23 protein-coding genes, 1 rRNA gene, 1 pseudogene and 2 other annotated features are annotated in these 21,241 nt (G+C 38.3%); all 25 genes and pseudogenes read right to left on the bottom strand.

Annotation, left to right across the window (positions count from 1 at the left end; genetic code table 11):
• Nucleotides 1-140: 140 nt before the first annotated feature.
• Complete coding sequence (locus BMX63_RS15635) at nt 141-746, bottom strand: class I SAM-dependent methyltransferase (protein ID WP_093137267.1); 606 nt, start codon at nt 744-746, stop codon at nt 141-143.
• 198 nt (nt 747-944) lie between these two features.
• A complete protein-coding gene (gene rplL, locus BMX63_RS15630) occupies nt 945-1,310 on the bottom strand; it encodes a 50S ribosomal protein L7/L12 (protein WP_044153365.1) in 366 nt (121 codons plus the stop codon).
• A 90-nt stretch (nt 1,311-1,400) separates the two neighbouring features.
• Entirely contained in the window at nt 1,401-1,904 is a 504-nt protein-coding gene (gene rplJ / locus BMX63_RS15625) for a 50S ribosomal protein L10 (RefSeq protein WP_093137376.1), read from the bottom strand.
• 46 nt (nt 1,905-1,950) lie between these two features.
• Nucleotides 1,951-2,109 (bottom strand) — a sequence feature (ribosomal protein L10 leader region).
• A gap of 56 nt (nt 2,110-2,165) precedes the next feature.
• Nucleotides 2,166-2,858 carry a 50S ribosomal protein L1 gene (gene rplA, locus BMX63_RS15620; protein ID WP_093137265.1) on the bottom strand — a complete coding sequence of 231 codons (693 nt, stop codon included), beginning with the start codon at nt 2,856-2,858 and terminating at the stop codon, nt 2,166-2,168.
• Nucleotides 2,859-2,970: 112 nt separating this feature from the next.
• A complete protein-coding gene (gene rplK / locus BMX63_RS15615) occupies nt 2,971-3,396 on the bottom strand; it encodes a 50S ribosomal protein L11 (RefSeq protein ID WP_143060177.1) in 426 nt (141 codons plus the stop codon).
• 151 nt (nt 3,397-3,547) lie between these two features.
• Entirely contained in the window at nt 3,548-4,081 is a 534-nt protein-coding gene (nusG, locus tag BMX63_RS15610) for a transcription termination/antitermination protein NusG (protein WP_093137262.1), read from the bottom strand.
• Between the two features lie 163 nt (nt 4,082-4,244).
• Entirely contained in the window at nt 4,245-4,415 is a 171-nt protein-coding gene (gene secE / locus BMX63_RS15605; protein WP_093137261.1) for a preprotein translocase subunit SecE, read from the bottom strand.
• 30 nt (nt 4,416-4,445) lie between these two features.
• Nucleotides 4,446-4,595, bottom strand: a complete 150-nt coding sequence (rpmG, locus tag BMX63_RS15600) for a 50S ribosomal protein L33 (protein ID WP_093137259.1) — start codon at nt 4,593-4,595, stop codon at nt 4,446-4,448.
• Nucleotides 4,596-4,672: 77 nt separating this feature from the next.
• On the bottom strand, nt 4,673-5,293 hold the full coding sequence (gene sigH, locus BMX63_RS15595; protein WP_425441502.1) for an RNA polymerase sporulation sigma factor SigH: 621 nt from the start codon (nt 5,291-5,293) through the stop codon (nt 4,673-4,675).
• Between the two features lie 118 nt (nt 5,294-5,411).
• Complete coding sequence (locus BMX63_RS15590) at nt 5,412-5,921, bottom strand: NYN domain-containing protein (protein WP_093137257.1); 510 nt, start codon at nt 5,919-5,921, stop codon at nt 5,412-5,414.
• Between the two features lies 1 nt (nt 5,922).
• Entirely contained in the window at nt 5,923-6,663 is a 741-nt protein-coding gene (gene rlmB, locus BMX63_RS15585) for a 23S rRNA (guanosine(2251)-2'-O)-methyltransferase RlmB (RefSeq protein ID WP_093137256.1), read from the bottom strand.
• A 1-nt stretch (nt 6,664) separates the two neighbouring features.
• Nucleotides 6,665-7,069 carry a Mini-ribonuclease 3 gene (locus BMX63_RS15580; RefSeq protein WP_093137254.1) on the bottom strand — a complete coding sequence of 135 codons (405 nt, stop codon included), beginning with the start codon at nt 7,067-7,069 and terminating at the stop codon, nt 6,665-6,667.
• Between the two features lie 3 nt (nt 7,070-7,072).
• Complete coding sequence (gene cysS / locus BMX63_RS15575; RefSeq protein WP_093137253.1) at nt 7,073-8,473, bottom strand: cysteine--tRNA ligase; 1,401 nt, start codon at nt 8,471-8,473, stop codon at nt 7,073-7,075.
• Between the two features lie 6 nt (nt 8,474-8,479).
• Complete coding sequence (gene epsC / locus BMX63_RS15570) at nt 8,480-9,127, bottom strand: serine O-acetyltransferase EpsC (RefSeq protein WP_093137251.1); 648 nt, start codon at nt 9,125-9,127, stop codon at nt 8,480-8,482.
• Between the two features lie 73 nt (nt 9,128-9,200).
• Nucleotides 9,201-9,420 (bottom strand) — a binding site (T-box leader).
• A gap of 43 nt (nt 9,421-9,463) precedes the next feature.
• Nucleotides 9,464-10,930, bottom strand: a complete 1,467-nt coding sequence (gene gltX / locus BMX63_RS15565; RefSeq protein ID WP_093137250.1) for a glutamate--tRNA ligase — start codon at nt 10,928-10,930, stop codon at nt 9,464-9,466.
• Nucleotides 10,931-10,998: 68 nt separating this feature from the next.
• The gene (ispF, locus tag BMX63_RS18570; protein ID WP_342733493.1) at nt 10,999-11,478 is read right to left on the bottom strand and encodes a 2-C-methyl-D-erythritol 2,4-cyclodiphosphate synthase; all 480 of its coding nucleotides are present in this window, start codon (nt 11,476-11,478) and stop codon (nt 10,999-11,001) included.
• A gap of 6 nt (nt 11,479-11,484) precedes the next feature.
• Nucleotides 11,485-12,165, bottom strand: a pseudogene (gene ispD, locus BMX63_RS18565) (2-C-methyl-D-erythritol 4-phosphate cytidylyltransferase); the annotation flags it as partial.
• Between the two features lie 129 nt (nt 12,166-12,294).
• Complete coding sequence (locus tag BMX63_RS15555; protein ID WP_093137247.1) at nt 12,295-13,392, bottom strand: PIN/TRAM domain-containing protein; 1,098 nt, start codon at nt 13,390-13,392, stop codon at nt 12,295-12,297.
• A 350-nt stretch (nt 13,393-13,742) separates the two neighbouring features.
• The gene (gene radA, locus BMX63_RS15550; RefSeq protein ID WP_093137245.1) at nt 13,743-15,113 is read right to left on the bottom strand and encodes a DNA repair protein RadA; all 1,371 of its coding nucleotides are present in this window, start codon (nt 15,111-15,113) and stop codon (nt 13,743-13,745) included.
• A 174-nt stretch (nt 15,114-15,287) separates the two neighbouring features.
• Complete coding sequence (clpC, locus tag BMX63_RS15545) at nt 15,288-17,720, bottom strand: ATP-dependent protease ATP-binding subunit ClpC (RefSeq protein WP_093137243.1); 2,433 nt, start codon at nt 17,718-17,720, stop codon at nt 15,288-15,290.
• A 15-nt stretch (nt 17,721-17,735) separates the two neighbouring features.
• A complete protein-coding gene (gene mcsB / locus BMX63_RS15540) occupies nt 17,736-18,803 on the bottom strand; it encodes a protein-arginine kinase McsB (protein ID WP_093137241.1) in 1,068 nt (355 codons plus the stop codon).
• The gene (gene mcsA, locus BMX63_RS15535) at nt 18,803-19,351 is read right to left on the bottom strand and encodes a protein-arginine kinase activator protein McsA (protein ID WP_093137239.1); all 549 of its coding nucleotides are present in this window, start codon (nt 19,349-19,351) and stop codon (nt 18,803-18,805) included. The genes mcsB and mcsA overlap by 1 nt, the downstream gene beginning before the upstream one ends.
• A 15-nt stretch (nt 19,352-19,366) precedes the next feature.
• Entirely contained in the window at nt 19,367-19,831 is a 465-nt protein-coding gene (locus BMX63_RS15530) for a CtsR family transcriptional regulator (RefSeq protein WP_093137237.1), read from the bottom strand.
• A 195-nt stretch (nt 19,832-20,026) separates the two neighbouring features.
• Nucleotides 20,027-20,719, bottom strand: coding sequence for an MgtC/SapB family protein (locus BMX63_RS15525; protein WP_245732857.1), 693 nt, complete (start codon nt 20,717-20,719; stop codon nt 20,027-20,029).
• A gap of 180 nt (nt 20,720-20,899) precedes the next feature.
• A 5S ribosomal RNA gene (gene rrf, locus BMX63_RS15520) occupies nt 20,900-21,015 on the bottom strand.
• Between the last annotated feature and the right edge of the window lie 226 nt (nt 21,016-21,241).

The following is a 21,241-nucleotide window of genomic DNA, read 5'->3' as shown; positions in this document are numbered from 1 at the left end:
ATCGTTCAATATATCTATCTGATTTTATTAGTGTAACCAAACTTTCGCATCCCCTATACCTCTATATCAAAAATTAAAAATTCCCCTTGACAAGAGGAAGTTATTATTGGCATTTTTTAATAATAGCACAGCTTAAAAACTCAGTCAAATCTTACTGCTTTTAAAATGTAATATCCTTTTTCTTTTTTTACAATACTAACTTGCTGAAAGATTTCTTCCAGTTTCTTTTTTGCAGAGGGAGCTCCTTGTTTCTTTTGAATAACCACCCACAAAGCACCACCCTCACGAAGGTAATGAAAACTATTTTGAAGAATTGAGTGAACTACTTTTTTTCCCGCACGAATTGGAGGATTTGTGATGATTGCTGCAAATTGTTGCTGATTTACCTTTTCAAATAAATCGCTTGATAAAATCGTAACATTTGATATGTTATTCTGGTTAGCATTTTGCACAGCTAAATCTACTGCTCTTTTATTAATATCGATCATAAATATATGTCGATCCTGAAAGGAAGCAGCAAGACTTAACCCAATCGGCCCATAACCACAACCAACGTCTAAAAAATCTCCTTCTATTTCCGGTTCATCAAATGTTTCAATGAGTACTCTTGAACCAAAATCAACCTCATTTTTGGAAAAAACACCTATGTCAGAGGTAAATGTTAACGTTTTGTTCCGAAGCGTAAATGACCATGTTGCAGGATTACTTTTACTTGAAGGTTCTTTTGAATAGTAATGCTCTGACAAGTTACTACACCACCTGTTTTACAAACATGTCTATTAATAGCCAGTTCTTTCCTGAACGGAGATTAATATGCAATAACAATCTTATAAAGATAAAAAACGAACAGACCCTTATCCACTAATAAAAATAGATTTTTGCTTATCTTTCAAAATGCAGAAAAAGCTCGCCGGTATCCAGCGAGCTTCTCTTGTATTCATCTATTACTTCAATTCTACAGAAGCACCAGCTTCTTCAAGTTTACCTTTGATTTCTTCAGCTTCTTCTTTAGAAGCACCTTCTTTAACAGGCTTTGGAGCGTTATCTACTAAGTCTTTTGCATCTTTTAAGCCAAGACCAGTGATTTCGCGAACAGCTTTAACAACTTTAATCTTAGAAGAACCTGCATCACTTAGTTCAACATCAAATTCTGTTTTCTCCTCAGCAGCTTCTCCACCTGCAGCGCCTCCAGCTACAGCAACAGGAGCAGCAGCTGTTACACCAAATTCTTCTTCAATTGCTTTAACTAAATCGTTCAATTCAAGAACGGACATTTCTTTAATTGCATCAATAATTTGTTCTTTAGTCAATTTCATTTCCTCCTTAAAATTTTGTTATTCGTTTTATTAGCCGTTTCGGCCTCACTAACTTCTGTCTTTACAATCTAAACAACCCGGCAATTAAGCCCCTTCTTCTTCATCCTGTTGATCCGCAATAGCTTTTGTTGCGTATGCAAAGTTGCGAACAGGTGCTTGAAGCACGTTGAGCAACATGGATAGAAGACCTTCGTAGGATGGAAGATCGGCAAGCTCTTTGATTTGATCAAGAGTCGCGATATTTCCTTCAATAATTCCGCCTTTAATCTCTAAACTTTCATGCTCTTTAGCAAAATTGTTTAGAATTTTAGCCGGAGATACAACATCGTCATTACCAAAAGCAATAGCTGTTGGACCAACTAATACTTCATCAAGCTCCTGAAAGCCTGTCTCTTCAGTTGCACGGCGAGTCATCGTGTTTTTATAAACCTTGAAGTCTACATTAGCTTCACGAAGCTGTTGACGTAGTTCTGTTACCTCTTCAACATCTAAACCGCGGTAATCAACAAGAAGTGTTGTTTTACTATCTTTGAGTTTTTCAGCAATCTCAGATACAACTTGTTTTTTGTGTTCGATGATTTGGCTCACTTTTCCACCTCCCATGATTTGGTTATACCGATTCGTGTGTAAGATATTTTTCATTAAAAATGCCTCCACTGAAAGACAGCGGAGGCATGTATTGACTATACTTGAACATACACCATGTATGCGTCACATATCATTTCAACACACCTCGGTAGGAAATTAAGCGAAAAAACGCACCTACTGTCTTCGGTATTCGTTATATTTAATTTAACAACATCTCATATTATATTTAAAATAGAATCGAGTGTCAATATTTTTTATCAATTATAGATATTTAGATACATCTACGCGAACACCAGGTCCCATTGTAGAAGCAACAGAAACATTACGCATGTAAATACCTTTAGAAGACTGAGGCTTAGCTTTCACGATTTGTTCAACAACCTGCTCTAAGTTTTCTACAAGCTTTTGGTCATCAAAGGAAACTTTACCAATTGGTACGTGGATGTTTCCAGATTTATCTACACGATACTCAACCTTACCAGCTTTAATTTCATTTACTGCTTTTTCGACTTCGAATGTAACAGTACCGGTTTTAGGGTTTGGCATTAAGCCTTTTGGACCTAATACACGACCAAGCTTACCTACTTCAGCCATCATATCTGGTGTTGCCACAACTACATCAAAATCAAACCAGCCTTGGTTGATTTTATTAATGTAATCTTGTTCACCTACATAATCAGCGCCGGCTGCTTCTGCCTCTTTTGCTTTATCACCTTTAGCGAATACTAATACTCGCTGGGTTTTACCTGTTCCATGTGGCAATACCATTGCCCCACGAATTTGCTGGTCCGCTTTCTTAGGATCTACACCCAAACGGAAAGCAGCCTCTACAGATTCATCAAAGTTTGCTGTTGCAGCTTTTTTTACTAGTTCAACAGCTTCATTTATTTCATATGCTTTTGAGCGATCAACAAGCTTTAAAGCTTCTGCATTCTTTTTGCTTTTTTTAGCCATACTATTTTCCTCCTCGAAATTGTGGTTTTAACGGTTTTACCTCCCACTAATAAAGGTTGCGTGAGTTTTATAGAACCCCCGCAACCTCTACCTACTTCCACTAAGCGTGGGATTAGTCCTCAATTACAATGCCCATACTACGCGCTGTTCCTTCAACCATACGCATAGCAGCTTCCACGTTAGCAGCATTTAAATCAGGCAGTTTTGTCTCAGCGATTTCGCGAATTTTATCGCGGTTAACTGTCGCAACTTTATTGCGGTTTGGTTCGCCTGATCCTGAATCAATACCAGCTGCTTTCTTTAAAAGAACCGCAGCAGGCGGGGTTTTCGTAACAAATGTAAATGAACGGTCTTCAAAAACCGTAATTTCAACCGGAATAATCATACCAGCTTGTTCCTGTGTACGTGCGTTGAATTCCTTACAGAATCCCATAATGTTAATTCCAGCTTGACCTAATGCAGGACCTACTGGCGGTGCTGGGTTCGCTTTACCTGCAGGGATTTGTAACTTTACAACTTTAATTACTTTTTTAGCCACGAGACACACCTCCTTAAGTCCGTGATGTGGTATTTGGGGGTTTTCCCCTCCCACTTATTTTCAACTTTATAAAATTCTCATACACTAGGCATAAAGAACATAAAAATTTTAGCATCTTTACAACGTGAATGCAAGGGGGGTAATCCGATGATTATAGTTTTTCTACCTGTGAAAACTCTAATTCTACCGGAGTTTCCCGTCCAAACATGTTCACATGTACTTTAATTTTTTGTTTATCTAGGTCAATATTCTCTACTGTACCTGTGAAATTAGCAAATGGTCCGTCTGTTACGCGAACATTTTCATTGATTTCAATATCAATATCTGTAACAGGTTCATCTAAGCCTAATCGTTTTAATATCGTTTCAACTTCTTCAGGTAAGAGAGGGATAGGTTTCGTTCCTGATCCAGTTGAACCGACAAAACCTGTTACACCAGGTGTGTTGCGCACAACATACCATGAGTCATCCGTCATAATCATTTCGGCAATCACATAGCCTGGAAAAACCTTCTTTTTATTCGTTTTCCGTTTTCCATTTTTAATTTCCGTTTCTTCCTCTTCCGGAACCAGTACGCGGAAGATTTTATCCTGCATACCCATTGATTCCACACGTTTTTCTAAATTCGTTTTTACTTTATTTTCATATCCTGAATACGTATGAACTACATACCATTTCTTTTCCATAACTTAGGACAATTCTTTGTCCTTCCCTCCCTTACGCATAATATCGACGTTATATTGAAGCAATAAAAACTCAACACTAAAATTGCCCAATAGAAAAAAACCCTCCTTGCGGGTTTTTTCCATGAATAACTATATTTTACATTATAGCATAAATATCGTTCGTTTATTCAAAAAATAGCTCTAGTAATTGTGAAATCCCTAAATCCACAACAGCGAAAAAAACAGTTACAAATGCAACAGTTGTTACCACTGTAATGGTATAACGGGTTAGTTCCTTACCCTTAGGCCAGCTAACCTTTCTCATTTCACGAACGACGTCTTTCAAAAACTTCATGTTCGAACCCCCAACCTGCAAAACAGTCGTTTATTTTGTTTCTAAATGGAGTGTGTGCTCCCCACATTGCTTACAATATTTTTTGACTTCTAATCTATCTGAGTTCGTTTTGGTATTTTTATACGTTGTATAATTTCGATTATGGCATTCTGTACACGCCAAAATGACTTTCTTCCGCAATTTTTATCAATCCCTTATACCAGGGTTGTCGTCACTTATCTAAATTTAGCATGTGACGCGAGGTCTGTCAATCTAATCTAGGGGGTTAGTCCATTCAACTCAAGATAGCGTTCGAGTTTCCGTTTAACACGTTGCAACGCATTATCTATTGATTTGACGTGACGATTTAGTTCAACGGAAATCTCTTGGTAGGAGCGGCCATCTAAATATAAATTTAAAACCTTTTTTTCTAAATCACTTAATATTTCGCTCATCTTATCTTCCATATCGCCATAACGTTCCCGGGTAATAATCAATTGTTCAGGGTCCATCGTCTTTGAACCTTCTAACACATCCAGTAACGTTCGATCAGACTCTTCATCATAAATAGGCTTGTCCAATGATACATAAGAGTTTAGTGGAATATGCTTTTGTCTGGTAGCTGTTTTGATTGCGGTAATAATTTGCCTGGTAACACACAGTTCTGCGAAGGCTTTAAAAGAAGATAGCTTGTCCTCCTGATAATCCCGAATAGCTTTATACAGGCCAATCATTCCTTCCTGCACAATATCCTCCCGGTCAGCACCAATCAGGAAATACGTTCGTGCTTTAGCGCGCACAAAATTACGGTATTTATTAATTAAATAATCAAGTGCCTGGCTATTTCCATTATGAACAAGCTCCACTACTATTTCATCTGAAGTATGCTCCAAATCAATATCTTGATTTTCATGTTCCTCGAGTCTGATGGTCACACAGGATTCCCCCTGATTCACATAATCCGTGATATAAAGCTATTATACAAGAATTGTCAAAATTGCGTCAACGTTGCTAAATTTATTTTTCCCCTCTTCTCCACTTCTCAAAGACTTCCAGTACATCCTGATCAATCGGAATTTTAGATCGAGTTTTAACGGAATGCCGTATTTTAACATTATGTTCAATTTCTTTTTCAATATTTTCTGTTTCAATAAATAATTCCCTTGCTGATAGACGTAAGGCACCTTGAGCAAAAATTGTCCGTTGCTCTGTATAGTCAGAAGTAGCAACATAAACCTTTGTCTTTATATTTTTTATCTCTCCTACCAGTTTCTCAATCCGTTCATCTGCCGTCTCATGTTCTCTAGTATAAATAATCTGTACGTTTCGATGTTTATTCTTTGTCTCAATGCCTTCAACTCCATAGGCATCAAAAACAATAATCACTCGGGAGCCAGTATAAGCTTGATAATCGGCCATTTTCTCTATTAAAAGTTCACGAGCCTGAGCGAGGTCATTATCCCTCAGAGCCTGCAATTCAGGCCAAGCGCCAATGATATTGTATCCGTCTACAATAAGCACATCCATTTTATACACCTATTGGACTACGTTTACGATAGACTTCATACATAAGCAAACTTGCAGCAACAGATGCGTTCAAGGATGTAACCTTTCCCTTCATCGGCAAGCGTACCAGCCAATCACACTTATCCCTTACCAATCGGCTCATTCCTTTTCCTTCACTTCCGATTACAAGCGCAATAGGCATATCTCCATTCAACTCACGGTAGTCTTCTTCTCCTTTTGCATCTGTTCCAACAACCCATATGTTTCGATCCTTCAACTCATCAATGGTCCGTGCAAGATTTGTTACTCTGGCAACCGCAATATGCTCAATGGCGCCTGTAGACGCCTTTACAACGGTTTGCGTTAGTTGTACAGAACGTCTCTTGGGGATAATGACACCGTGCGCACCTACTGCATCAGCTGTTCGTAATATGGATCCAAGATTATGGGGATCCTCCAGCTCATCTAAAATAATGAAAAAGGGACTTTCTCCTTGTTTTTCAGCAAAAGCATACAAATCATCCAGGTCAGCATAATCATAAGCGGCAATCGATGCAGCCACCCCTTGATGATGCTGGCCAATTTGATCAAGCTTTCGTTTTGGTACTGGTTGTACGGTAACACCCTTCTTTTTAGCTAATTGCTGAATTTGTTTTGCAGACTGTGGTTTTAAATTTTCCAAGACCATTACTTTATTCATTGCACGGCCGGACTTTAATGCTTCTATAACTGGATTTTTACCGACAATCCATTCTTCCTTCATATTACTGGCTCCTTTCTTCGGTATTTTGAATGGCATGATGAACGAGCTGTTCCAAACGTTCTATATTTCCCAGTAAATAATGAAAACCTAAAAGGGCCTCAAATGCTGTACTATATCTATACGTCATGACATCTGTATTTTTGGGAACTCGGGATTTTGCATTCCTCCCTCTACGAACCACACCCAGCTCCTCTTCACTGAGCATTTCTTCTGATAACCATGTTTTAAGAACTTCTGACTGGGATGTAGCAGCCACAAACCCAACCGTTTTATGGTGCAACTGATCAGGCTGGACAAACCCTTTTTGAATTAAATGTTCACGAATATACTTGTCGTAAATGACATCTCCCATATAAGCAAGCGTTAAACTTTTTAATTGCTTTACATCCAACTTTTTTTCGGTCATATCCTAGCCTCTTTTCCAACGGGTTCCTTGAGGGGTATCTTCTAAAATAATATTTTTCTCCTTTAATTCATCACGAATTTGGTCCGCGCGTGCAAAATTCCGATTTTTTCTCGCCTGATTGCGTTCCTCAATCAACGACTCTATTTCATCATCAAGCAGCTTCTCATTATCATCGATTTCCACACCCAATATGTTTATAAAGTCATCCATTGTCTGAATAAATGCATCGATTACCTTTTCTGAAGTATGGCTTTCCTGTACATATACATTCCCCTCTTTCGCTAAATCAAACAAAACAGAAATTGCATTGGCCGTATTAAAATCATCATCCATTTCTGTAATAAATTTATCCTTCAATTCCTCTATTTTTTGCAGCCATTCTTCATCATTATCAGTAAGGTTTGTACTAGCCTGCTTCCGGTGAGATAGATTTACTCTCGCACTTTTTATTCGCTCCAAGCCGTTTTCTGCACTATCAAGCAGGAATTTACTGAAATTAATCGGATTTCGATAATGAACACTAAGCATGAAGAAACGAACGACATTAGGATTCTGTTCCTTAATGACATCATGGACAAGGACAAAGTTTCCTTGAGATTTAGACATTTTTTCATTTTCTATATTAATGTAGCCGTTATGCATCCAATAATTAGCAAACGTCTTTCCATTCAGAGACTCAGACTGAGCAATTTCATTTTCATGATGGGGAAAAGATAAATCCTGCCCGCCAGCGTGAATGTCAATCGTGTCTCCTAAATACTTTTTCGCCATGGTTGAGCATTCAATATGCCAGCCTGGACGACCTTTGCCCCATGGACTATCCCAGGCAATTTCACCAGGTTTTGCCGGCTTCCAAAGTGTAAAATCGAGTGGATCATGTTTCTTCTCCCCTACTTCAATTCTTGCTCCCGAACGAAGCTCATCAATTGATTGGTGAGACAGTTTTCCATACTCATCAAATGAACGAGTTTTAAAATATACATCCCCTTTTTCTTCATAAGCGTAACCACCATCAATTAATCCTTGAATAAATTCGATAATATCATCCATTGTTTCCGTTACACGCGGGTGGCTATCGGCTTTTCTAACGCCAAATGCACGAACATCTTCATGATAAGCTTTTATAAAGCGGTCCGCGACATCAGGGACTTCCATACCTAATTCATTCGCAGCTTTAATCAATTTATCATCAACATCTGTAAAATTTAAAACATACTTTACGTCATACCCTCTGTATTCCAGATAACGTCTTACCGTATCAAAAACAATGGCAGGTCGAGCATTGCCAATGTGAATATAGTTGTAGACGGTAGGACCGCATACATACATTTTTACTTTTCCTTCTTCTATTGGCTTAAATACCTCTTTTTGTCTTGTTAAAGTATTATAAATTTTTATAGACACCTATTATCACTCCTTATTCACATTTTCCATTGCAGACTTTAATTCATATAGTTCTGTTTCTAATTGTTTAATCTTATCGGAAACAGGGTCAGGCATTTTATGATGATCCAGGTCTTTTCGAACCTTCATCCCATTCTGGACAACAACCTTACCTGGAATACCGACAACAGTAGAATTATCAGGGACATCCCGTAACACAACTGAGCCTGCACCGACCTTTGAATTTTCACCAATAGTAATAGAACCCAGCACTTTGGCACCTGAAGCAATTAATGCATTGTCTTTCACTGTGGGGTGCCGCTTCCCCTTTTCTTTTCCAGTACCACCTAAAGTAACTCCCTGAAATAGCGTTACATTATCTCCAATTTCACACGTTTCCCCAATGACAACTCCCATACCATGATCAATAAAAAAACGTTTACCGATTTTGGCACCAGGATGAATTTCAATTCCTGTAAAAAAACGTGCCATCTGGGAAATAAAACGAGCTAAAAATAATAGCTTTCGTTTATAACAAGCATGGGCCACCCGATGCGCCCATATCGCATGTAAACCTGAATATAACAAAATGACTTCAAGACGATTGCGAGCAGCTGGATCCTGGTCAAACACAACATCTACGTCAGCTCTTAACATTTTAAAAAAACCACCCATACCTGTTTCCCCTCCTTATTCATCAAAAATCTATTATCTTATAAACGCAAAAAAAACGTCTCTGTATAAAATATACAGAGACGTTCGCACGCGGTCCCACTCTGTTTAGGAACGAATCCCGTTCATTCCTCCACTTCAACTCATAACGGTCGATAACCGCCCTTATTTACTATCATTCAATAAGGGACTCCGAGGTGCATTTCAAAAGGTTCCTATAGAATCACTTTCAGCCGGTGGCAATTCTCTCTGTATATAGGGAAGACCCTTTTACTTCTCCTCATCAGCGTTCAAAAATATTCCTAATACACTATATTATAAACCATATAATTCGTGATGTTAACGAGTACGTTCGATTACATTTTGCAACCGTACTTTAACAGTATCAAAACCTAAAAGATGTATGGCATCAGGTAATTCAGGACCATGACTTTGACCTGTAGTTGCTACGCGAATAGGCATAAACAATTTCTTCCCTTTTGCACCGGTCTCTTTTTGTGTAGCTTTAATTGCCGCTTTAATTTCCTGCGGTTCAAAATTTTCAAGTTCTTCAAGTTTTTGAAGGAATGTTTCCATCACAGCAGGAACCTGTTCGCCGCTTAAAATGTCCATGCTTGCTTCATCATATTCAATTTCCTCTTTAAAGAATAAATCCGTAAGTTCAACAATTTCTGCTCCATAACTGAGCTGTTCCTTATAAAGGGAAATTAGTTCCTCTGCCCATTTACGCTGAGTGTCATCCATGTTTTCTGGTAATTTGCCTGCTTTAATCAAGTGTGGAAGTGTTAAATCAATGATTCGATCTAAATCTGATGCTTTAATATACTGGTTATTCATCCACTTCAATTTATGCGGGTCAAACACAGCAGGTGAAGTCGCCAATCGGGTCGCATCAAAAATTTCAATGAATTCTTCTCTTGTAAACAGCTCCTCTTCACCCTCAGGAGACCATCCTAGAAGTGCAATGAAATTAAATAATGCTTCCGGTAAATACCCCAGCTCTTCGTATTGCTCAATAAATTGAATTATGCTCTCGTCTCGTTTACTTAACTTCTTCCGTTCTTCATTTACAATTAATGTCATATGACAAAATGTTGGAACTTCCCAGTCAAACGCTTCATATATCATCATTTGCTTCGGCGTATTGGAAATATGATCTTCTCCACGTAATACATGTGTGATGGCCATAAGATGGTCATCAATGGCCACCGCAAAGTTATATGTAGGTGTCCCATCTTTCTTCATGATGACCCAGTCACCAAAGTCATCTGACTCAAAAGTGATGTTTCCTTTGACAATATCTTTAAAACGATACGTACTATTTTCAGGTACTTTCAAACGAATACTAGGTTTTCTTCCCTCTGCTTCAAATTGCTGACGCTCTTCTTCTGTCAGATTACGATGTGCACCTGAATAACGAGGAACTTCGCCACGAGCTCGTTGTTCTTCTCTTTCCTTTTCCAATTCCTCTTCCGTCATATAGCATTTATAAGCTAAACCTTGTTCTAAAAGCTTGTTTACATACTTTTTATAAATATCCAAACGATCCATTTGGCGATAAGGGCCATAATCCCCACCTGTATCAATACTTTCATCCCAGTCAATACCTAACCATTTCAAATATTTTAGCTGGCTAAGATCGCCGCCTTCTACATTTCTCTTTTGGTCGGTATCTTCTATACGAATAATAAATTGACCACCAGATTCACGAGCAAATAAATAGTTAAATAAGGCTGTACGTGCGTTTCCAATATGAAGATGGCCGGTTGGACTCGGCGCATACCTTACCCGAATATTGTTTGACATATGTGTAATCCCCTTCCTAAATCCTATTTCCCATTCATGTTCTGTCTAAAATATATTTTACGATTCTCTTATTTATTTTGCAAAAGAACTGTCGCTTGGGCAGCAATACCTTCTTTTCGTCCTGGAAAGCCTAACTTTTCTGTAGTAGTAGCTTTTACATTTATTTGTGAAACATCCGCTTCTAAAAGTGTAGCAATATTTTCCCTTATTTGCCCTATGTAAGGGGACATTTTAGGGGCTTGAGCAATTATCGTACAATCTATATTACCTAACCGCAACCCCTTATGTCTTACTAAATTCCACACTTCTTTTAATAATTCCTTTGAATCCGCATCTTTAAAAGCGGGGTCTGTATCAGGGAAATGCCTGCCAATATCTCCTTCACCTATGGCACCAAGGCATGCATCGGCTACTGTATGTAAAAGCACATCTGCATCAGAATGCCCGAGAAGACCTTGATCATGAGGAATGATAACACCTCCAATAATACATGGCCGACCATGTACAAGCTGATGAACATCAAATCCTGTTCCAACTTTTATTTGCAAGCCCTCCTCCTCCTTCTTCTTCTGCAGTATACTCTCCGCTTTTTTGATATCCTCAGGTGTTGTTAATTTAAAATTATTATAACTCCCATGAACAACCTCTACTGGATAGCCTAAACGTTCGACAAGACAAGCGTCGTCTGTACCTAAATACCCTTCATTACGTGCCTGTTCGTGTGCCTGTTTAATTAATGAAGGCTGAAATCCTTGCGGGGTCTGGGCTGCCCACAACGTCTTTCGATTCAGCGTGGTCAAATAATCTTCATCCTTCTTTTTAATTGTGTCGGTTACAGGCACAGCTAACAATCCTGCCTTTTTCTCCACCACACACTCTACAAGTTGATGAATATCATTTTTCTCCACAAAAGGACGGGCACCATCGTGAATAAGAACCACCTGATCATCCTGACAACTTCTAAGTCCGTTGTATACACTATCCTGACGTTCCCTGCCACCCAGAATGAAAGCAGTAATCTTTGAAAAATGGTATTGCTTAATCAGCATTTCCATTTCGCCCCGTTCTTTTGGATTAACCACTAAATAGATATTTGCACACCAGGGATCCTGTTCAAAGACTTGTAATGTATGTATTACCAGTGGTTTATCGTCCAAATGTAAAAATTGTTTGTTCTTTTCCATTTGCATTCGTTTGCCAAGCCCTGCAGCAAGAACAATCACTTGATAATCCATGTTATGTACCGCCTTTATTCACGCTCTTTCGCAATTAATTGTATCTGGGATGAGAGTCTTTAAACAACAAAAGTGATAACATTCTTTAGTGTTATCACTTTTGTATACGCCTCTCTTATTATTCCCTTTTTACAAAGCTTTTTCAAGTAATTTTGGTTTAGCGAATATCATTCTGCCTGCAGAAGTTTGTAGGACGCTTGTCACAATGACTTCAATGGTTTTTCCAATATAGTTCCGTCCCTCTTCCACAACAATCATCGTACCATCATCAAGGTAAGCAACACCTTGTTTTTCTTCCTTACCATCTTTAATGACATGAACGGATAATTCTTCACCTGGAAGAACAACAGGTTTAACCGCATTGGCAAGGTCGTTGATATTTAACACTTCAACATTTTGAAACTCACAAACTTTATTTAAATTAAAGTCGTTTGTAACCAGTATACCCTGCAAGTTTTTTGCTAGTTTCACAAGCTTACTATCAACTTCCTGAATATCTTCAAAGTCACCTTCATAAATTTGTACATCAACAGGAAGATCTTTTTGCATGCGATTTAATACATCTAACCCACGTCTACCTCTATTTCGTTTTAATACATCTGATGAATCCGCAATGTGCTGCAATTCTTCTAAAACAAACTGAGGTATGACAATCGTTCCTTCTAAAAATTTCGTTTGACAAATATCCGCTATACGACCATCAATAATAACACTGGTATCTAAAATTTTTGGTTTCATATTAAAAAAGGAATCAGTAGTTTCATTACCTTCTCCAGTCTTACGTTTATCTTTTCTAGCATTTGCTAATAAATTGGTAAATTCATTCCTTCTCTTAAAACCAACTTGAAACCCTAAATAACCTAAAATCACCGTTAAGAAAATGGGAATAACCTGAGATACGAGCTGAATTTCGATATCTTGTATTGGAATATTTATAAGCACTGCTATAATCAAGCCAATAATTAAGCCGATACTGCCAAATAACAAATCGGTAACAGGGACTCTAACTAATGTCTCCTCAACCCATCGGATAAACCCTACAATATAATCAACCAACCAAAACGTGGATAAAAATAATATAATAGCACCTATTACCGTACCTACATATGGCGATAAGAGCCATAATGGACTATCAAGACCCATCAGTTCCAAAAAATCAGGGACATATAAATATCCAATCGTACCTCCAGCTACTATTATAAAGAGCTGAATAATTCTTTTCAGCATCCATTTCACCTCCTGACATATAGTGTTACCAAAAAATACAAAATTAATAAGTAAAAAATAATTGCACGGACTACCAAATACAAATATTTGGTAGATTTCATTATATCACGCCGCTTAACACTAGTCAAAAATAATAAACAGATAATTTTAACACTAGTTTTACAATGTGTCAAATTTATTACGAATTTCAGCCTATTCCAACTACATCTAGAAATGTACAGGAAACCTGTTGTAATGCCTTCCCACATAGACTTCAAATGACTTTTGATAATTGATGAAAAACATACGCTATGCTGCGTTCTATGGTAATATTCAACCTAAAGTCCCAGATTCAAAAAACAACATTTCATTTATGTTTCAGTTAATGTAATTTTTAATGCATCCTGAACCGTATCAACCCCAACAACTTCTAACGAGTCAGGAGGATTCCAGCTAGATAAATTATTATTAGGGATGATGGCCCGTTTAAACCCTAGTTTAGCTGCTTCCTGAATTCTTTGTTCGATACGGGACACCCGCCGAACTTCACCGGTTAATCCTACCTCCCCAATTAAAATATCATCGGGCTTTGTTGGCTTATCTCTAAAACTGGATGCAATACTGACAGCTATTGCTAAATCAATTGCAGGTTCATCCAGCTTAATACCACCTGCGACTTTAATATATGCATCCTGATTCTGTAATAACAAACCTGCTCTTTTTTCCAATACAGCCATTAAAAGAGGTACACGGTTTTGACTTAATCCTGTGGCCATTCTTCGCGGGTTTCCAAAGCTTGTAGGGGAAATTAAAGCTTGTATTTCAACCAAGACAGGTCTGGTCCCTTCCATCGATGCTACAATCGTCGATCCGGCAACTCCGCTTGAACGCTCTTCCAAAAATATTTCTGAAGGATTGAATACTTCCTGAAGACCCTCTTCTTTCATTTCAAAAATGCCCATTTCATGAGTACTGCCAAAACGGTTTTTGACACTTCGTACAATACGAAAAGTATGATGACGTTCTCCTTCAAAGTATAAAACCGTATCTACCATATGCTCCAGTAAACGAGGACCAGCAATTGACCCTTCCTTAGTTACGTGGCCAACGATAAAAATGGGAATACCATTCTGTTTGGCCATTCGCATGAGTTCAGACGTAGATTCCCTTACTTGTGAAACACTACCTGGTGCTGAGGTAATCTCACTATGATAGACGGTTTGAATCGAGTCTACTACTACAAATGATGGTTTCATATCATGGATGGCGTCCGCTAATTGCTGTAAATTTGTTTCAGCCATCACATATAAGTTATCAGATTTAATCTCCAGTCGATCTGCCCGAAGCTTCGTTTGGCGAACGGACTCTTCCCCAGATATATATAAAATATCCAACCCTTTTTGTGCGAGCTGTGAGGAAATCTGCAAGAGGAGAGTTGACTTCCCTATACCCGGATCTCCCCCGATTAAAACGAGCGAGCCAGGCACAATTCCTCCACCTAACACTCGGTTAAATTCTGGCATCTTAGTGATTATACGTTCTTCTTCCTGAATGGTAATGCCTGTAATCCTTTCGGGCTTACTCGCCTTCTGTGAACCGCCCGTACTAACATGTCGAGTCTTTGTTACTTCCTTTTCTTCTACTAATGTATTCCATGCTTGACAGGCTGGACATTTTCCCATCCATTTGGGTGATTCATATCCACACTCCTGACAAACAAATTTCACTTTTGTTTTAGCCATAATAACCTTCCTTTTTTACCTTCACCAATATATACGAATGAAACTTGTTTTTCGTTGCACATTTTTGTGACAAATATATGAACATCACTAATGATAGTATAAAAAAATATCGGAAGGACAGCACCCTCCGATATTTTTATTTTACTATCTTTTTCCATTTTATTTTTGTGAGGTCTACGCTCTTACCATGATTTCTCCATTATCATTCACATCAATGGTTACTTTTTCACCTTTTTTAACATTCCCTTTAAGAACTTCTTCAGATAGCAGGTCTTCAATATTTTTTTGAATCGATCTTCGTAGTGGGCGAGCACCATATTCAAGGTCTATACCTTCATCTGAAATTTTTTCTACTGCCTTATCTGTAACATCAAAGTCGATTTCCTGATCTACAAGACGTTTTCTTAACTGTTCAATCATCAAGGTAACAATTTCTTTTAGATGCTTCTTCTCAAGAGAATGGAAGACGATGGTCTCATCAATACGGTTCAAGAATTCTGGTCGGAATGCTTTCTTCAGTTCTTCCATTACCTTAGATTTCATATTTTGGAAGTCCTGCTCTTCATCTCCTAAAGTGAATCCTACATATTTATTTCTGCGCAGCTCCTGAGCTCCTACATTGGATGTCATAATAAGCACCGTATTACGGAAATCCACAGTACGTCCTTTAGAATCAGTTAAACGACCATCTTCTAAAACTTGCAGGAGCATATTAAACACTTCTGGATGTGCTTTTTCAATTTCATCTAAAAGAACAACTGAATAAGGCTTAGTACGAACCTTTTCTGTTAATTGTCCTCCTTCTTCATAGCCGACATATCCTGGAGGAGATCCAACTAGACGGGAGGTTGAGTGCTTCTCCATATACTCAGACATGTCTATTCGAATCATCGCGTCCTCATCACCAAACATTGATGTAGCTAAGGCACGTGCAAGTTCTGTTTTTCCAACTCCAGTAGGTCCCAGAAAGATAAAGGAACCGATTGGTCGTTTTGGATCCTTCAAACCTGCCCTAGCACGACGAATTGCTTTGGAAATGGCCTTAACGGCTTCATCCTGGCCAATTACACGATCATGTAATGTTTCTTCCAAATTAAGAAGTCGTTCACTCTCATCCTTAGCAAGCCTTGATACGGGAACACCAGTCCACGTGGAAACAACTCCTGCGATATCTTCCAGATGAACCTCGGAATTTTCCTGACCTTGCTTTTCCTTCCACTCACTTTGTGTTTTTTCAACTTGTTCACGAAGGCGCTGCTCATTATCTCTTAAGGATGCCGCTTTTTCAAATTCCTGACTTTGCACAGCTGCATCCTTTTCCTTTCTTACTTCCTCAAGCTTTTGCTCCAGCTCTTTTAAATCAGGTGGAGCTGTATAGGAACGAAGACGTACTTTAGATGCTGCCTCATCAATTAAATCGATAGCTTTATCCGGTAAATAACGGTCCGTAATATAACGGTCAGAAAACCTTACAGCCGCTTCAATCGCTTCATCTGTAATGGAAACACGATGGTGTGCTTCATAGCGGTCTCTTAACCCTTGTAATATTTGAATGGATTCTTCATTTGTTGGCTCATCTACTTGAATCGGTTGAAAACGACGCTCCAGTGCTGCATCTTTTTCAATATATTTTCGATACTCATCTAATGTTGTAGCACCAATACATTGAAGCTCTCCTCTAGCTAAAGCAGGTTTTAAAATATTGGACGCATCAATCGCACCTTCTGCCCCACCTGCACCAATAAGTGTGTGAAGTTCATCGATAAACAAAATGATATTTCCAGCTTGGCGAATTTCTTCCATGACCTTCTTCAATCGGTCTTCAAACTCACCACGATATTTAGTACCTGCTACAACCGTACCCATATCGAGCGTCATAACACGTTTATCACGTAAAATTTCCGGGATTTCATTATTGACAATTTGTTGAGCTAAACCTTCAGCAATAGCCGTTTTACCTACACCAGGTTCCCCAATTAAAACAGGGTTGTTTTTGGTTCGACGACAGAGAACCTGAATAACCCGCTGAATTTCTTCGCTTCTACCAATAACCGGGTCAATATGATCTTCTTTTGCAATAGCAGTCAGGTCACGTGCCAGTGAATCTAATGTTGGAGTATTCGCATTTGAAGATTGACGTCCAACTCCACCACGTTGACTGGATGTTGATTCATTACTGCCCAAGAGTTGTAGTACTTGTTGACGAGCTTTATTTAAACTTACACCTAAGTTATTTAAAACACGAGCCGCGACACCTTCTCCTTCACGAATAAGACCAAGGAGAATGTGTTCAGTTCCTACATAGGAATGACCAAGCTTTCGCGCCTCATCCATTGAGAGTTCAATAACTTTCTTGGCCCGTGGAGTATAGTGAATCGTTTGATTGACTTTTTCACCTTTCCCAATTAATTGCTCAACTTCCTGCTGAATCTTATCCGGGGCCACATTTAGAGTTGTTAAAGCCTTAGCAGCTATTCCTTCTCCTTCGGTTACTAACCCCAGTAAAATATGCTCTGTACCAATATTGTTATGCCCTAAGCGCACCGCCTCTTCCTGCGCAAGAGCCAGTACCTTTTGTGCTCTTTCCGTAAATCGGCCAAACATCATATAAACGTTCCCTCCTTACATCTTTTCTAAATGAAGTCGTTCTCTTATTAATGCAGCTCTTCTTACATCTCTTTCCTCCGCTTTTAATGGCTTTTTCGCATATTGCTGCAAGAAGCCTGGCTGGGTTAAGATGGTTAGCTCATTTAATATGGTTTTGGAAATGTTTTGAATCAGTCCTAAGTCAATACCAAGTCGTACATCTGATAAACAATTTGCTGCTTCCTTAGATTCTATAATACGACTATTGGATAATATTCCATAAGAACGAAAAACTTTATCTTCTAATTGAATACTGGAATTACTCATTAAACGCCGGCGAGCATAGCGCTCTTGTTCAATCAATTGTTTTACAACACTTTTCAAGTCTTCTACAATATCTTCTTCGGATTTGCCTAAAGTAATTTGATTTGAAATTTGAAACAAGTTACCTAAAGCTTCACTGCCCTCTCCATATATTCCACGTACGACTAGACCGAGCTGGTTAATAGCTGGAATCATTCGATTAATTTGTTGTGTAATGACAAGAGCAGGTAAATGCATCATTACCGAAGCCCTCATACCAGTTCCAACATTAGTTGGACAACTGGTTAGATATCCACGATCTCTATCAAAGGCGTAATTTATTTTTTCTTCCAGCCAATCATCTATTTTAGACGCATAGTCCAAGGCATTTTCCAATTGAAGTCCAGGATAATAAAGCTGGATACGGATATGATCCTCTTCATTGAGCATAATGGAAACTTGTTCGTTTTGTGAGATTAACGCTGCTCCAGCATCATTATGTTCGGTTAATTGGGGACTGATGAGATGTTTTTCAACTAGTACCCGTTTCTCAATTGGTTCTAGATCCGTCATACGAATAAGCTCTAATTTTGCATCTTTTCCTATCGATTGATTTTCAAAGTGGTCTTCAAAGACTTCCAAAACCTTTTTTAATTTATCCGAATCTGCAACGATTGGAAAAGGATATTCTTTAAAATTTCTAGCTAAGCGAATTCGACTACTAAGAACAATATCACTATCTTCTGCTTCTTCCTTTAACCAAGGACTTACTGCTTTACTGATAAATTGCTGTAAAGACATTATGCATCACCGCCCTTGTCTTCGCTTAATTGCTTTTCTAATTCCCGAATCTGATCCCGCATTTTTGCCGCCTCTTCAAATTGTTCCTTCTCAACCAATTTTTGCAACTCCAGACGGTATTGCTGAAGATTTCGTTTTAGGTGAAGATTGCCTCCCACACGTTTTGGGATTTTCCCGTTATGTGTGGTATTTCCACTATGCACTCTTCTAAATATCGGATTTAAATGTTGATCAAAGGTTTCATAACAGTGTTCACATCCAAACTTTCCAAGGCTTTTAAACTCTTCATAAGTCATACCACATTTATCACACTGCAATGCATTCTGCCTTTGATAAGACGAGCTTTGGCTTTCTTTAAATGAAGTTCCCGAATCAAAATTAAATAAACCTGATAATAGGTCCTGAAATGAAAAATTTTGATTATATTGATCCATATACCCTTTTTCCTGGGCACAGTATTCACATAAATGAACTTCACTTTTTTCTCCATTTACAACCTGACTAAAGTGAACAGTAGCTGGTCTTTTTTGGCATTCTTGACATTCCATATGGGTCAACCTCCCTTACATTCTATATGTTAGAACCTCAAGCATGGCTACCAGGATTTTAGATCTTAGTTCATCTCTTGCAGGTAGCTGAATCGAAATGACATTACGATCTAGTGCACTAAGCATTAACTTTGCCTCCCGTTCTGTGATAATCCCTTCTTCCAGGAGACGCTCAATAATATCTACACTAGCTTGTTGTGTAATTTGAGGTTGAGCAAGTTTTTTTATTTGTTCAATTAATTCGACCTTACTTTGTGGCTTAACCCTTATAATTCGTATATATCCTCCGCCACCTCGCTTACTTTCCACTATATATCCTTTTTCAATTGTAAACCTTGTATTGATAACATAATTAATTTGAGAAGGTACACATTGAAAACGATCTGCAATTTCACTTCGCTTGATTTCAATTGCATTTCTATGACTAGAATTTAAAACTTCCTTTAAATAATTTTCAATGATGTCGGATATATTCCGCATCTTCCCTCCTCCTTAACTATTTAACACCCATCCTGTTTGACTTTGACTATCTTTGACTTTATTTTCATTATACTCAAATTATCGCTCCATGCAAATAATATGTATCCTAAAATACAACAAACGACATCAAAGAACAGACTATATTATAAGGTTATCCGTTAGCAGCAAAATCTAACCTTATAAATTTAGTGAGCCCTAATGTTTATCATAAATATACGTAACATTTTTAACTTTGGTTAAATAATCCAGAAGATGATTCCTGTCAAACTGTTGCCCCTTTTCCAGTTCAACCATTAAAAACCGTTCGTCATTATCCTTATGATTCACTTCAACCCTTTTAATTCGTAAATGAAAATCATCAAAGATTTTTAATAAGTTGTTTAACTTAGCCTCTTGATTTAAAATGAGACGAATTTTTCTGTCACTCTTTTTATTCTTTGCTAAACGGTTTTCAAACTGGTTTAAAAAAATGAGACTTAACAAAACAACAATGGTAGTGAGTAAAGCTGGTCCATACATTCCGGCTCCGATAACTAACCCCAATCCAGCCACTGTCCAAATAGAAGCTGCTGTCGTAAGCCCTCTAATTGTCATTCCATGAACCATAATTGTTCCAGCTCCTAAAAAACCAATTCCACTAATGACATAAGATGGAATACGAGCCGGATCAAAGCGAATGGTCTCAAACTTATCCAAATATTGTTCAAACCCATAAAGGGACAATAGCATCATTAAACATGCACTTACACCAACCAATATATGTGTACGGAAGCCAGCTGAATGATTCTTTATCTCCCGCTCAAACCCTATAATCCCACATAAACATGCAGCTAATATTAACCGGAATGTCATAAGCTCGAAATGTTCACCTAATACCGTTTCAAACATAACCTTCTCCCCTTATTTCAGCTTTTTTACAACAATCAGCAGCAAAAAATTATTTTTACTTTATCTTGTCCCTGTATATATATTATTCAACTGAAATATCTGAGATGTTAGTTAACATTATCTATTTAAATAGTATTATAACGAAAAAAAAGCCAAGAAGAAATCTCTTCTTGGCTTTTTGCCCAGCAGCGTCCTACTCTCGCAGGGGAAGGACCCCAACTACCATCGGCGCTGGAGAGCTTAACTACTGTGTTCGGAATGGAAACAGGTGTGACCTCTCCGCCATCGCCACTGGACTTTGATTCTTTTGTAATGCTTATATAGCACCTTCAAAACTAGATAAGAAAGGCAATCGGAATGATCAGTGCGTTTTTCGCTGTCTAGCTCCGGCTCCTAGGTCCAAGCCGTCCTAAGCACAATCCACTCTGTGCATTCTGCTTATGCGGTCGGACCTGATCAGTCGCCTCTGCTTTTCGTATAAGTTAAGTCCTCGATTGATTAGTATCCGTCAGCTGCACGTGT

This window comes from Salinibacillus kushneri (assembly GCF_900111405.1).
Taxonomy (GTDB): domain Bacteria; phylum Bacillota; class Bacilli; order Bacillales; family Alkalibacillaceae; genus Salinibacillus; species Salinibacillus kushneri.
Note: the sequence above shows the minus strand (reverse complement) of the source record. Positions and strands in the feature narration are given on the sequence as shown.

Bases quoted from the DNA above. Each gene is read 5' to 3' on its own strand.
- clpC (WP_093137243.1), bottom strand. From the start codon at position 17,720: ATGATGTTTGGCCGATTTACGGAAAGAGCACAAAAGGTACTGGCTCTT.
- mcsA (WP_093137239.1), bottom strand. From the start codon at position 19,351: ATGGAATGTCAAGAATGCCAAAAAAGACCAGCTACTGTTCACTTTAGT.
- secE (WP_093137261.1), bottom strand. From the start codon at position 4,415: ATGAAGTTTTTGAAAGACGTCGTTCGTGAAATGAGAAAGGTTAGCTGG.
- mcsB (WP_093137241.1), bottom strand. From the start codon at position 18,803: ATGTCTTTACAGCAATTTATCAGTAAAGCAGTAAGTCCTTGGTTAAAG.
- rlmB (WP_093137256.1), bottom strand. From the start codon at position 6,663: ATGAAGGAAGAATGGATTGTCGGTAAAAATCCAGTTATAGAAGCATTA.
- BMX63_RS15530 (WP_093137237.1), bottom strand. From the start codon at position 19,831: ATGCGGAATATATCCGACATCATTGAAAATTATTTAAAGGAAGTTTTA.
- epsC (WP_093137251.1), bottom strand. From the start codon at position 9,127: ATGGGTGGTTTTTTTAAAATGTTAAGAGCTGACGTAGATGTTGTGTTT.
- radA (WP_093137245.1), bottom strand. From the start codon at position 15,113: ATGGCTAAAACAAAAGTGAAATTTGTTTGTCAGGAGTGTGGATATGAA.
- BMX63_RS15555 (WP_093137247.1), bottom strand. From the start codon at position 13,392: ATGCTGAAAAGAATTATTCAGCTCTTTATAATAGTAGCTGGAGGTACG.
- rplA (WP_093137265.1), bottom strand. From the start codon at position 2,858: ATGGCTAAAAAAAGCAAAAAGAATGCAGAAGCTTTAAAGCTTGTTGAT.
- gltX (WP_093137250.1), bottom strand. From the start codon at position 10,930: ATGTCAAACAATATTCGGGTAAGGTATGCGCCGAGTCCAACCGGCCAT.
- BMX63_RS15525 (WP_245732857.1), bottom strand. From the start codon at position 20,719: ATGTTTGAAACGGTATTAGGTGAACATTTCGAGCTTATGACATTCCGG.
- BMX63_RS15580 (WP_093137254.1), bottom strand. From the start codon at position 7,069: ATGACCGAAAAAAAGTTGGATGTAAAGCAATTAAAAAGTTTAACGCTT.
- nusG (WP_093137262.1), bottom strand. From the start codon at position 4,081: ATGGAAAAGAAATGGTATGTAGTTCATACGTATTCAGGATATGAAAAT.
- BMX63_RS15590 (WP_093137257.1), bottom strand. From the start codon at position 5,921: ATGGATGTGCTTATTGTAGACGGATACAATATCATTGGCGCTTGGCCT.